This is a genomic window from Bradyrhizobium sp. CCH5-F6, assembly GCF_001556045.1.
Taxonomy (GTDB): domain Bacteria; phylum Pseudomonadota; class Alphaproteobacteria; order Rhizobiales; family Xanthobacteraceae; genus Bradyrhizobium.
In genome coordinates this window covers 1-12,692 of the sequence record NZ_LSIC01000003.1, presented here as the reverse complement: position 1 = coordinate 12,692, position 12,692 = coordinate 1, and the positions used below count along the sequence as shown (strand labels likewise).

Below are 12,692 nucleotides of genomic sequence, written 5' to 3'. Positions count from 1 at the left end.
CGCGATGTCAAAGGCCCATCGCGTTGATCATCTGATCCATGGTGCGCGACGGCTCGGCGCAGCCGGCCTCGCCGACGATCTTGGCGGGCACGCCCGCGACGGTGACGTTGTGCGGCACCGGCTTGACCACGACCGAGCCGGCGGCGATGCGCGCGCAATGGCCGATCTCGATGTTGCCGAGAATCTTCGCGCCGGCGCCGATCAGCACGCCGTGGCGGATCTTCGGATGACGGTCCTCGTTCTCCTTGCCGGTGCCGCCGAGCGTGACGCCGTGCAGGATCGAAACGTCGTCCTCGATCACCGCCGTCTCGCCGCAGACGAAGCCGGTGGCGTGGTCGAGGAAGATGCCGCGGCCGATGCGCGCGGCGGGATTGATGTCGGTCTGGAACACGGCCGACGATCGGCTCTGAAGGTAATAGGCGAAATCCTTGCGCCCCTTCAGATAGAGCCAGTGCGCGAGGCGATGGGTCTCGATGGCGTGAAAGCCCTTGAAGTAGAGCAACGGGTCGATGAAGCGCGACGTCGCGGGATCGCGATCGTAGATGGCGACGAGATCGGCCCGGAAGGCGTTGCCGATATCGGGATCGTCGCGCAGCGCCTCGTCAAAGGTCTGGCGCACCAGATCGCCCGACAGCGCGGAGTGATCGAGACGGTCGGCGACGCGATGGACCACGGAGTCTTCCAGGCGGCTGTGGTGCAGCACCGTCGAATAGATGAAGGTCGCAAGCTCGGGCTCACGGTGGACGATATCCTCCGCCTCGCTCCTGATCCGGTCCCAGATCGGATCGAGGGATGCGAGCTTTCCTCCCGGATTGACCTGATGCATTGCCATGGATTGCTCTCTCGAATTGGCTTCTTTTGTTGGCTGTATAGCACAGTCTAGGCGACAAAATCCTGACGGGCTTGCCTGAGAGTGAACAGCACCTTGCCCCGCGGGGGCGCGCCAAGGCCTTGAAACACAACAGTTTCTTCTGACGCCCCCAAACGGCGAGGTCGGCTCAACTTGGTCAGGGTTTTGCCAAATTCAAGCGGGGCGGCGTCAAACTATTGGTGAATTCTCCCCGAACCGTTATTGCGATCATGGGTCCGAACGAGGGCGGGAGCGGATTTGAGCATCACCACCGACCGATTGCGCGCGCGCGCCGCTGATACGTTTTGGCTGCGGCTCGCGGCGGTAGCCCTGCCCCTCCTGTTGATCGCGCCGGCGTTCTGGAACGGCTATCCGTTGTTGCAATGGGATACCGGCGGCTATCTGGCGCGCTGGTACGAGGGCTATCTGGTCCCCAGCCGCTCCACGGTGTTCGGCCTCTACCTGCACTATGGCGAGAGTTCCGGCTTCTGGATCAACCTCGCGGTCCAGTCGCTGGCGACGCTGTGGCTGCTGCAGCTCACGCTGCGCGTGCTCTCGATGATGCAGACCTTTCGCTTCGTCGCGATCAGCCTCGGGCTGATCCTGGCGACCGCCCTGCCCTGGCTTGCAAGCATGCTGCTCACCGACATCTTCGCGGGACTCTCGGTGCTGTCGCTGTTCCTGCTGGTCGTCGGAGGACAGCGCACGTCGCGGCTCGAAAAGATCGCGCTGTTCGCCTTCACCGCCTTTGCCGCCGCGACCCACAGCGCGACGCTCGGCGTGCTGTTCGGTCTCTGCGCCGCCGGCTGGATGGCGCGGCCGTTCGTGGGCAAACGGCTTCCGCTTGCCGGATTGACACAGGCGAGCCTCACCATCGTCGCGGGCAGCCTGATGCTGGTGTCGGCGAATTATGCGCTGTCGGGCAAATGGACGTGGACGCCCGGCGGCTATGGCGTCGCCTTCGGCCGCATGATGCAGGACGGCATCGTTGCACAATATCTCAACGACCGCTGCCCGCGCGAACGTTACAAGCTCTGCCCCTATCGCAACGAGCTGCCGACGAGTGCCGACGAATTCCTGTGGGGCAAGAGCATGTTCAACACGCTCGGCCGCTTCGAAGGCATGAACGACGAGATGAGCTACATCGTCGCGCATTCGCTCGCGGATTATCCGGCCTGGCAGGCCGGCGCCGCGTTGCGCGCGATGGGACGGCAATTGCTGCATGTGGCGACCGGCGAAGGCACCAACGGCTGGATCCCGCACACCTACGGCATCATCGAGCGCTACGTGCCTTCGCAAGTCGCGCCGATGCGCGCCGCGCGGCAGCAGCACTGGGACATCAATTTCGACTACGTCAACTGGCTGCATGTCCCCGTCGCGCTGGCCTCGATGCTGGGGCTGGTTGCCCTGCTCGCGCATGCGCTGGCGAAGCGCCGGCTGGACGACCTGACGCTGCTGGCCGCGACGGTGACGCTGGCCTTGCTCGGCAACGCCTTCATCTGCGGCGTGATCTCCGGCCCGCACGACCGCTACGGCGCGCGGATGGTGTGGGTTGCGACGTTCGTGGTGCTGGTGGCGGTCGGGCGGAGGGTTGGGGAGAACAGCAAGAGGCGATGAGATTGAGATGAAACGTCATCGCGTTTTTGTTTTCAGGCGATCTCAGGGGCTGGAACCCGGGACGCATCTAGATTATGGCGCAACGCCCGGCCAGGTCGCGCTTGCCTGGCTGCTCCAGATCGGGGACCAAGACCAAGTCGTTCCGATTCTCGGGACCAAGCTATCTCGAGGAGAATCTCGGGGCGGACAAATTGACGCTCTCTGCCGATGACGTGGAGCGGCTAAATGGCGCGCTCGTTGCTTTCTCGGTTTCCGGTGAACGCTATGGGGCTGCTGCCGCGACCATGTGGATCGCTGAATCGCCACCCACGTTGCCGGCAACGAAGTGAGCGCATCTCGCGGGCAGACGTCTGCGCGCCAGCTCGGCCGGAAGAAAAAGGTTAGATCATCGTGTTCGACGGAAGGATCATCGGTGGCATCACCGTCTTTGTCGCGGTCGCCAAAGCGGGAAGCTATGCCCGCGCCGCCGATCAGGTGGGACTCTCGCGTTCCGGCGTCGGCAAGGCCATCGCGCGCCTGGAAGAGCGGACCGGCATGCGCCTGTTCGACCGGAATAGTCGTGCGCTGAAGCTGACCGATCAAGGGCGCGGCTTCCTGGAGGAAGTGGCGCCCTTGATGGAGCGGCTCGGCGCGATCGCCACGCCCGATTCGCTGGCCGAGGTGCGGGGTCGCTTGCGGGTTTCGACGGATGCCGCGTTCGGCCCCTTCCTGCTGATGCCCGCTCTGCCCGAACTTCTGACGGCACATCCTCGATTGCGGATCGATGTGCTGGTTCGCGATCGAATCGACAATCTTCTGGCCGAGGGGGTCGATGTGGCGATCCGGTTTGGAGACCCCGATGCGCGAGGACTGGACAAGCAGGCCATTCTGCAGAGCCGCGTGGTGACTTGCGCGACGCCCGCCTATCTAGCGGCGCACGGGACACCCGAGGCACCGGAGGATATCGCCGACCGCAGCGGCGTCCGCCTGATCGACGATGTCACCGGCAAGCCGCACAGCTGGGACTTCCTGAACCATGCCGGCGAGACCCGATCGATCGCGCCGGATTGCAGCCTTGTCGTCAACGACGCGCCGCTGCTGGTGGCAGCCGCGCTGAATCATGTCGGTATCGTCCGGCTTCTCGACTTCATTGCCGAGGAGCATCTGCGTGCCGGCCGGCTGGTCGAGGTGTTGCCGACGTGGAATCGGCGGATGTGGCCTGCCTATCTCTACACGCCCGAAACCGCGCACCCCTCTCCGGCCATCCAGGCGTTCAAACGCTTCGTCTTCGAACGCGACTTCCTAAGGCGCGCGCTGATGGACCGTTGACCCACGGTCCCCGCTGTCGCGACATTTCGGAGACGAACCAGAGAGGGGGTCACGCTATTAACAGAGCGAGTTTTCGGATCGGAGACGCGCGAACATGTCCCCTCGAACGGCGATGCTCCTCGCCCTCTGCCTCACCCTCGCCACGCCGGCTCTGGGCCGAGCACAGGAAAGCATCCGCAAGAGCCCCGCCGAGGGACAGAACCGGGCCTTCATCACCGCCGCTTTCGAACGCTGGGCTCGCGCCGAGGGAGACATCTTTGCTCTTCTGGCCGATGACGCGAAATGGCAGATCATCGGTGCCGATCCCGATGTCGCCAAGACCTATCATAGCCGGGAAGCATTGTTGGCGGCGGCCGCGCGCCCGCTCGCCGCGCGGCTGAAGACACCGCTCAAGCCCAACGTCCGCAAGGTCTGGGCGGATGGCGACGATGTGCTGGTCCATTGGGACGGAAGCGCCGAGCTCATCAACGGCAACCTCTACCGGAACAGCTATCTGTGGATCATGACGGTCAAAGACCAGCAGATCGTCGCGGTCACCGCGTTCCTTGACATCCCCGCCTTCAAGGCCGCGCTCGCGTTGCCCGCGCGATCTGATTGAGCCTACCTGCTCCTTTCATTGTATTCTCAAGAGGAAAATCAGTGCCCTGGATCGAAGCGAACGCCAGCGTCCCATTGACGTTGACGGTGAATGGCGTCACCCACCGCCTGGAAGTAGACGCACGCGTGACTCTGCTCGACGCCTTGCGCGAGCATCTGCGACTGACCGGTACCAAGAAAGGCTGCGACCACGGTCAATGCGGTGCCTGCACCGTGCTGGTGAATGGCCGCCGCATCAACAGCTGCCTTTCGCTCGCCGCGATGCATGGCGCGGACGCCATCACCACGATCGAAGGCCTTGGCACCGCGGAGGCTCTGCACCCGCTGCAAGCCGCGTTCGTGGCCGCCGACGGATTGCAATGCGGCTATTGCACCTCTGGCCAGATCTGCTCAGCAGTCGGAATGCTCGAGGAATGGCGCGCAGGCTGGCCGAGCCACGTCGGCGAACATGCCGCTGCCGAGCCGATCGATGCAGCCGAGATCCGCGAGCGGATGAGCGGAAATCTCTGTCGCTGCGCAGCCTATCCGCGGATCGTCGAGGCTATCCAAAGTTACGCCGCCGACGAAGGAGCCTCCGCATGATGCCCTTCGACTATCTCCGTGCCGGCAATGAAGCGGAGGCGCTTCAGGCAGCCGCGGATCGCCCCGGCGCGCGCTTTATCGCCGGCGGCACCAATTTGCTGGATCTCATGAAGCTCGGCGTCGAGCGGCCACCGCATCTGATCGATATAGGCGGACTCGACATGCGCGCCGTGACGAAGGCGCCGGACGGTGGCCTGCGTATCGGGGCGCTGGTGACGAACGCCGAGCTGGCGGCGCACCCGCTGGTGCGGGAACGCTATCCGTTGCTGTCGCAGGCGCTCCTGGCGGGTGCGTCAGGCCAACTGCGCAACAAGGCGACGACCGCCGGCAACCTGCTTCAGCGAACCCGCTGCTACTACTTCTACGACCCCGCTTCACCCTGCAACAAGCGCGAACCGGGGACCGGCTGCGCGGCGATCGGCGGGGTCAACCGGATCATGGCGATCCTCGGCACCTCCGCGCATTGCATCGCGACTCATCCGTCCGATATGGCGGTGGCAATGCGTGCGCTGGATGCGCAAGTCGAGACGCGGCGCCAGGATGGTCAAGTCGAGCTCCGTACGCTCGACGAGCTGTATCGCCTGCCGGGCGAAACGCCGCATATCGAGCACACGCTCGCGATGGGCGAACTGATCACCGCCGTCGTGCTTCCTCCGCCGCCGAAAGGCCGGCAGCGCTACCGCAAGGTGCGCGATCGCGCCTCCTATGCCTTCGCACTCGTATCTGTCGCCGCGACGCTTGCTGTCGAAGACGGCAGGATCGCGCAAGCAGCCATGGCCTTTGGCGGCGTCGCTCCCATGCCGTGGCGAGACCGTGCAGCGGAGGCACTCCTGATCGACCAACCGCCGAGCCAGGCCCTGTTCGACCGCGTCGCGGAGGCCGTAACTTCCGAGGCGCAGGGCCATGGCGGAAATGACTTCAAGATAACGCTGCTGCGGCGGACACTCGCCGCCTGCCTCATGGACCTGACGGGGAATGCGCAATGACCGAGGCACTCCTGAAGATGGATGCGCCCTTCACGGATAGCCTGCTCGACCGCGCGCCGGCCGCGATCGTCGGCACCGCGCTGCCGCGGATCGACGGACCGCGCAAGGTGACGGGCACCGCCCGGTACGCCGCCGAGCATTTTCCGGAGGGCATGGTGCATGGCGTTCTCCTGCGCGCACCGCTCGGACGTGGCCGGATCACCAAGGTGGACACTGCGGAGGCCTTGGCAATGCCCGGCGTCCTCGCGGTGATCCGGGACGAACGGCTGATCCGCAATGGCGGCAGCTTTGCTGGTGCAGCGGCGCCGGTGCAGGGGGTGGAGGACGTCGCCTATTTCGGCCAGCCGATTGGCCTCGTGGTCGCGGACAGTTTCGAGCGCGCCCGCGCGGCAGCGTTGTGCGTACGCTTGGAATTCGATACGGCGCCCGGCGTGTTCGACATGGTTGCAGCGCGTGAAACCGCGCTACCGCCGACCGACGACATCTTCGGCCTCTTCCTCATCCATACCGAACAGGGCGATGTCGCGCGTGCCGCAAGCGAGGCGGCGGCTCTGATTGACGCAGTCTGGCAGACGCCCAGTCAGAGCCATGCGGCGATGGAGCCGCACGCCTCCGTGGCAATTTGGCAGGACGGACGACTGACCTTGCATGGATCCTATCAGTCGCCGGTCGTGACGAGAGATCAGCTGGCGACAGTGATGGGAGTGGAGCCCTCCATGGTTCGGGTCCTGTCATCCTTCGTGGGCGGCGGATTTGGCGGCAAGCTTGGGGTGATGCCCGAGGCCGTGGCGGCGGCGATCGCCGCGCAGCAGCTGGGTCGTCCCGTGAAGGTCGTGATGACCCGCCAGCAGGTGTTCGAGATCACCGGCCGGCGGCCGATGACCTATCAGCGTATGCGGCTTGGCGCGGATGCGGGCGGACGACTCACAGTCGTCCAGCATGAAACGATCAGCGATCAACTCGCGGGCGAGGTATTTTTCGAACCCGCAGGCCTCGCCACGCACCTGCTTTATGCCGGCGCGAACCGGCTGGTCGACCACAAGGTCGTGCGCACCAACAAGCTACTCGGCGTTTCGATGCGCGCACCCGGCGAAGCGGTGGGACAACTCGCGCTCGAATGCGCCATGGACGAACTGGCAGAGACGTTGAAGCTCGATCCGATCGAGCTCCGCCTCCGCAACGAGCCGGAGCGGCATCCCGAAACCGGTGCCCCTTTCTCCAGCCGCGCGCTCGTGGCGTGCCTCAAACAAGGCGCAGAGCGCTTCGGCTGGTCCGCGCGCAATCGTGATCCCGGCGGGCTCCGGGACGGCGAATGGCTGGTCGGGCACGGGGTCTCGGCTGCGGCGCGCGGCAATCTGTTCGGGCCAAGCCGAGCCCGGGTGCGGATCGAAGGCGACGGGCGGGTGACCGTCGAAACCGAGATGACCGATATCGGCACCGGCACCTACACCATCCTCGCGCAGATCGTGGCGGACATGCTCGGCGTGGAGCTCGCTCAGGTGGACGTGCGGCTGGGCGATACCGATGATCCAGCAAGCGCCGGTTCGGGCGGCAGCTGGGGCGCGACGACGAGCGGCTCGGCGGTCTATGCTGCGTGCGCAGAACTGCGCGCCCGGCTTGCCGCTGCGGCCGGTGCGCCGGCCGATGCGATCACGCTGGCGGGCGGCGTGCTGACGGCGCCGGGAATCCGGCGGGCGATCGCCGAGCTGGTCGGCAATGGGCTGGCAGTCGAAGGCGTCGTAGAGCCGGGCGAGAACAACAGTCGCTTCAACCAGACGTCCTACGGCGCGCATTTCTGCGAAGTCAGGGTGCATGCGGTGACCGGCGAGGTGCGGGTCGCGCGATGGAATAGCGTTTTTGCAGCCGGCCGAATCCTCAACCTGCAAACCGCGACGTCGCAGGCGATCGGCGGCGTCGTGCTCGGAATTGGCGGTGCGCTGAGCGAAGAGCTCATCCATGATCCCCGCTCCGGAAAGGTCGTCAATCGCGACCTCGGCGAGTATCATGTGGCGGTCCATGCCGACATCCCCGCCATCGACGTTCATTTCCTCGATGAGCGGGATTCACTGGCCAATCCGTTGCTTGCGAAGGGCGTAGGCGAGCTGAGCGTATGCGGCTCGGGCGCGGCGGTCGCCAATGCGGTCTACAATGCCACCGGCGTGCGCGTGCGCGAGTTTCCGATTACGCTCGACAAGCTTCTGCCTGGCTTGCCGCCGCTATCGAGCACTCTCTCGCGGACGTGACGTCCGCCCGTCCTGAGCCCAACCAAAGAGGATTGAACGTGAGGCACTATCTTCTCCTTCTGGAGTTCGGGGAGACGTACGAGGCCCGCAGGCCAGAATTTCGCGATGCTCACCTCACGAAGGCCTGGGCTGCGGCCGAGCGCGGCGAACTCGTCCTTGCCGGTGCGCTCACCGATCCGCTCGATACCGGCGTCATTCTCTTCAAAGGGGAGAGCAAGGAGGTCGTCGAGCGATTCGTGAAGGAAGACCCCTATGTGAACAACGGTCTCATCCGAAGCTGGCGCATTCGCGAATGGGCGACTGTCGTTGGTCGAGATGCGTCGGCGCAGCTGCGGCCAGAGCGATGACAGTGCACCAATGCCATGTCTGACAGCGCTGGTCAGGCAAACGATTGTGCACTGTCACCGTTCAGTTTCACGTCGCCAATTTCACATCGCCTTGGCGAGCGCGAACAGCCGGAAAGCTTCCAGTGCCGCGTGCCGATGCGGGGCGACGTCGCGCTGGTAGGTCTCGGTGTCGACGATCGCGCGGAAGGTGGCGAAATCGCCGTATTCGTTGATCGCCGCTTCGTCCCAGCGTTCGCCTGGCGAGCCGACGAGGTTCGCCAGGACCGGAACGGAAAACAGCCGCACGAGCGGCTTGCCGGCCGCCAGACGCCGGAATGCCGGCCTGTAGCGTTCATTGAAGGCTTCGCGGCCCGAGCAGGGCGCGGCGTCGAAGCCGTCCTCGTAACGCGCCTGCGGGCGGTAGCGCAACAGATTGAGCATATAAACGGGCTGGCCGGGCGGAATCGCCCGCTCGGCGGCGTCGAGGGCTTGCAGAGTGATTTCGATGGGATTCATCGGACTTCCGGTGTTTGGAGCGCCGCAGGATGCGCGCTGACGTTCCCTGATTAGCCCGTTCGGGAATGGCTCTTGTAGTGACCCCGCAGCCATGACTATGTGGACTCCATGTCAACAACGACCTTGCCTCCCGATCTCTCGCGTCTGCTCGCCTTCGTCCGCGTCGTCGAGGCGGGCTCATTCGCCGAAGCCGCGCGGCGGGCGGGGACCACCACCTCGGCGATGTCCAAGGCGGTCGCCCGCTTCGAAAAGGCTCATGGGCTGCGGCTGTTGCACCGCTCCACCCATTCTTTGGCGCTGACCGACGAGGGCGACAGGCTGATGACGGCGGGGCGCGCTTTGGTCGAAAGTCTCGCCCGCGTCCAGTCCGCGCTCGGCGACGTCGCGCGCGACGACGGCGGACGGGTGCGCGTGACCGCCCCCGCCTCGTTCGCGCGCGCCTGCATCCTGCCGCGACTGCCCGCGTTCCTGCGGGAACGGCCGGAGATCGAGATCGAGGTCAAATTCCGCAACGAGATTCTCGATCTCGCGGCGGAAGGCGTCGACGTCGCGATCCGCTCAGGGCCGCTCGACCGCGCGCCGGGCCATCAGGCGCGGCGGCTTTGCACGTTCTCCTGGATCGCCTGCGCCTCGCCCGCCTATCTGAAAGCGCGCGGCGCGCCGGCCACTCCCTTTGAGCTTTCCACGCACGACCATGTCGGCTTCCGCAATCCCGCGAGCGGTCAGATCCTGACCTGGCGCTTCGCCGACCCGCGCGGCAAAGCACCCATTCGCGTCACGCCCAAGCCCAAGCACATCTGCGACGACGCGCATGCCTCGCTCGCCTTGGTCGCGAATGGGTTTGGGATCGGCTGGGGCCCAGCGTGGCTCGTTGGCCAAGACCTTCGCGCCGGCCGGCTGGTCGAGGTGCTGGCGCCCTGGCGCGCGCCTGCGGAACCCCTGTGGATGGTACGCACCTCGGGCCGCCGCCCGCCCCTGCGCACACAGCGCGTCATATCATTCCTCAACACGCTTCCCGCAGGGTTCAGCGACAAGGCAGCGTGAAGCATCGGCCGGCACCGAAGTTTGGTCGCCAGAAACCCGAGCCGCGGGTCCTCGGAATCAGCAGGCGAAGACCCCTCTTGGCCCTTTGCGGACTCACCCGCGCCGTGACAGGAAATCCAGCACGCCGGTCTTGTAGACCTTGTCGCCGACCGCGCGCATGTGGTCGCGATTGGGAATGTCGAGCACTTCCGAGCCCGGGATGATCGCGCCGAGCGCGCTGGCGGAGCCGGCGACGTCGTCGGTGCTGCCGACCGCGATCAGCACGGGCACCTCGATGCGCGCAGCCTCGTCTTTCGTCATGAGGTCGCGCGTACCGCGCAGGCAGGCGGCGAGCGCGCGGCGGTCGGAGCGCGTCTGATCGGCGAACGCGCGAAAGGTGCGGCCGACGGGATCGGCGACGTCGTCGAGCGAGGGCGCTTCCAGCGCCTTCGCGACGTTCTCGCCGGGTCCGGAGCCCTCGATCAGGCCGCCGATGCCGATGCCGCCGAGGATCGCCGAGCGCAGGCGATGCGGCTCCTTGAGCGCGAGCCACGCCGTCATCCGCCCGCCCATCGAATAGCCCATGATGTCGGCCTGCGGGATGGCGAGGTGATCCATCAGCGCGAGCACGTCGCCGGCCATGGTCGGGATCGAGTACTGTGCAGACTCGTAGAGCTTTGCGCTTTCGCCGTGGCCGCGATTGTCGAGCGCGATCACGCGGCGGCCGTTCTTGCGCAGCTCCGAGACCCAGGTCGGATAGACCCAGTTCACGTTCTTGCTGGAGGCAAAGCCGTGCACCAGGACGATCGGATCGCCCTCGCCTTCGTCCAGATAGGCAATTTCAACGGCGCCGTTGTGGAAGCTCGGCATCATCAGTTCCAGAGGTCTCGAGGGGAAAAGCCGATGTTAAAACACGATCCGGACAAGTGTGCAGCGGTTTTTCCAAGCGACGAACGCGGAACGCGTTTGCACGGAGAACATGCTCAAACAATCGCCCGAAACGCGACGACGAATTTCCTTGATCTCACCGTGATTCAGGCCCTGAGGGCCGCATCCGCCAGAGCGGTCTCGGCGGCGGCCTGCGCGCGGCGAAGCCGCCTCGCCCGCCTGCGATCGCACCAGGCCTGGGTCAGGCGCTCGGTCGTCGCCTTGATGGAGGAGAGAAGGCCGAACAGCGTCAGAGCCGCGCCGAACAACCAGAGCGCCAGATTGAACGCGCCGCCGACGAGCAACAGCGCGCCGCGACCCAGCAGCTTCATGACCGCACGCGTCTTGCCGCCTTGCGCTTCAGCGAGCCGCACCGCGCGCGCGACGTCCTTGGGACCGTCGGCGATGCGCAGCGTGTCCATCGCCCCGCGCGTGCCGGTCTTTTCGGCGACGCGCGTGACGTCCTTGCCGAGCCGGACCAGCGCGCCCGCCTTCTCGGCGCGAAACGCTGCCTTGATCGCACTCACGGTCTGGCCCGGCCGCAACACCGAGCCTGATACCACCGCGTTCCGCAGCATCGGCGCATCGACGACCTCGCGCGCGGACCGGCCGGCCCACGCGGCAAGCCCCTCGCCGAGCCGCCCCACCTTGCGCGCATCCTTCACCAACGTCAGGCCGGCGCGCACCGGCGCGGCACCGCCGACGGAGACATAGGTCGCCGCCGTCACCGCAAGGCCCGCGGCCGCAAGCCCCAGCACGAGGCGGTCGGTGTCCTCGCCCATGGCGAGGTGCTTGCCCTCGCGGACGACGTCCCTGATGTCACCGAACACGAAGAGATCGCCGGCCACCGTTCCCGACAGGCTCGCGACGTCGTCGGCGTTGCCGGTGACGAGGCCGGTGGCAAATCGCTTGGCGAAATGGGATGTGGAGCTCTCGGCCTTGACCGCATCGCTGACGCGGCCGAGGAGATCGTCCGGCAGCGCGATGTTGCGGTCACGCGCGAGCGCCACGAAACTGTCGGCGAGGTCGGCATCGCCGGCGGCGAGCGCAGCTTCGATGTTGTCCTGAACGATGCGCTCGTTCTGCCGCAACAGTGCATCGAGCTTGAGCTCGGAGAGCACGGCCGGATCATCCTGGGCGGCGAGGATCGCGCCGGCCTCGCGGGCGTGCGGCGCAATCTGCGCGAGCATGAAGCTGCATGCCGCGACACCGGCCAACGCTGTGCTGATTCGCAGCCATTTCATGCGGAAAACCTGGAGGATCCTGGAAGCGTCGGCCGGACGATTCGTCTTTGGTCGCAAATGCGCTCGTCCACAGACATAGTATGCCAAAATTGCGACACAACGTCCCCGACGAAAGAAGGGCTTCTCTCAGGCCGCAAGATTGTGTCGAATTTGCATGAGCAAATGAGCATGGGGCAATTGCGGGGCTTTCGGTTCCGCTGGACTAGCAATCATCTGCACCCGCCAGTATGGTCCGCGGCGCCTTACCTATGCCGCGTCAGTTTTGATTGTATCTGCCGCCATTGCCACTCCAGGATGAGTTACGATGTCCGACCATGTCGTCCCGCACTTCCATAACGATGCCGGTGTCCCCGTCATCGAGATCGGCTCGAAAGAGTTCATGTGTGTGGGCGCCAATCCTCCGTTCGACCATCCGCACGTCTTCCTCGACCTCGGCAACGACAACGAGATCATCTGCCCCTACTGCTCGACGC

Annotated in this window: 13 protein-coding genes; 9 read left to right on the top strand and 4 right to left on the bottom strand. The window is 65.6% G+C overall.

The window, feature by feature from the left end; all coding sequences use genetic code 11:
* Positions 1-7: 7 nt before the first annotated feature.
* On the bottom strand, positions 8-832 hold the full coding sequence (cysE, locus tag AX729_RS00215; RefSeq protein WP_061019891.1) for a serine O-acetyltransferase: 825 nt from the start codon (positions 830-832) through the stop codon (positions 8-10).
* A gap of 276 nt (positions 833-1,108) precedes the next feature.
* On the opposite strand from cysE, the gene AX729_RS00210 reads away from it, so the two are divergent.
* From AX729_RS00210 to AX729_RS40315, 7 genes are all read left to right on the top strand, one after another.
* A complete protein-coding gene (locus AX729_RS00210; RefSeq protein ID WP_061019890.1) occupies positions 1,109-2,467 on the top strand; it encodes a hypothetical protein in 1,359 nt (452 codons plus the stop codon).
* A 390-nt stretch (positions 2,468-2,857) separates the two neighbouring features.
* Entirely contained in the window at positions 2,858-3,775 is a 918-nt protein-coding gene (locus AX729_RS00200) for a LysR family transcriptional regulator (protein WP_061019888.1), read from the top strand.
* Between the two features lie 112 nt (positions 3,776-3,887).
* Positions 3,888-4,373 carry a nuclear transport factor 2 family protein gene (locus tag AX729_RS00195; RefSeq protein WP_061019887.1) on the top strand — a complete coding sequence of 162 codons (486 nt, stop codon included), beginning with the start codon at positions 3,888-3,890 and terminating at the stop codon, positions 4,371-4,373.
* A gap of 17 nt (positions 4,374-4,390) precedes the next feature.
* Entirely contained in the window at positions 4,391-4,954 is a 564-nt protein-coding gene (locus AX729_RS00190; RefSeq protein WP_502686891.1) for a 2Fe-2S iron-sulfur cluster-binding protein, read from the top strand.
* Positions 4,951-5,940, top strand: a complete 990-nt coding sequence (locus tag AX729_RS00185) for an FAD binding domain-containing protein (protein ID WP_061019886.1) — start codon at positions 4,951-4,953, stop codon at positions 5,938-5,940. Before AX729_RS00190 ends, AX729_RS00185 begins: the two co-directional genes overlap by 4 nt.
* Positions 5,937-8,183, top strand: coding sequence for a xanthine dehydrogenase family protein molybdopterin-binding subunit (locus AX729_RS00180; RefSeq protein WP_061019885.1), 2,247 nt, complete (start codon positions 5,937-5,939; stop codon positions 8,181-8,183). The genes AX729_RS00185 and AX729_RS00180 overlap by 4 nt, the downstream gene beginning before the upstream one ends.
* A gap of 38 nt (positions 8,184-8,221) precedes the next feature.
* Complete coding sequence (locus AX729_RS40315) at positions 8,222-8,530, top strand: YciI-like protein (RefSeq protein ID WP_061019884.1); 309 nt, start codon at positions 8,222-8,224, stop codon at positions 8,528-8,530.
* A gap of 81 nt (positions 8,531-8,611) precedes the next feature.
* Here the strand turns inward: AX729_RS40315 and AX729_RS00170 are convergent, their stop codons facing one another.
* Positions 8,612-9,025 (bottom strand): hypothetical protein, encoded by a 414-nt coding sequence (locus AX729_RS00170; RefSeq protein WP_061019883.1) that lies wholly within the window; start codon positions 9,023-9,025, stop codon positions 8,612-8,614.
* 108 nt (positions 9,026-9,133) lie between these two features.
* Between AX729_RS00170 and AX729_RS00165 the strand changes: the two genes are divergently transcribed.
* A complete protein-coding gene (locus AX729_RS00165) occupies positions 9,134-10,069 on the top strand; it encodes a LysR family transcriptional regulator (RefSeq protein ID WP_061019882.1) in 936 nt (311 codons plus the stop codon).
* A 93-nt stretch (positions 10,070-10,162) separates the two neighbouring features.
* Here AX729_RS00165 and AX729_RS00160 read toward each other — a convergent pair whose 3' ends face one another.
* Entirely contained in the window at positions 10,163-10,918 is a 756-nt protein-coding gene (locus tag AX729_RS00160; RefSeq protein ID WP_061019916.1) for an alpha/beta fold hydrolase, read from the bottom strand.
* 164 nt (positions 10,919-11,082) lie between these two features.
* Complete coding sequence (locus AX729_RS00155; RefSeq protein ID WP_061019881.1) at positions 11,083-12,219, bottom strand: hypothetical protein; 1,137 nt, start codon at positions 12,217-12,219, stop codon at positions 11,083-11,085.
* A 304-nt stretch (positions 12,220-12,523) separates the two neighbouring features.
* Between AX729_RS00155 and AX729_RS00150 the strand changes: the two genes are divergently transcribed.
* On the top strand, positions 12,524-12,692 hold a 169-nt coding region (locus AX729_RS00150), incomplete at its 3' end, for a zinc-finger domain-containing protein (protein ID WP_061019880.1).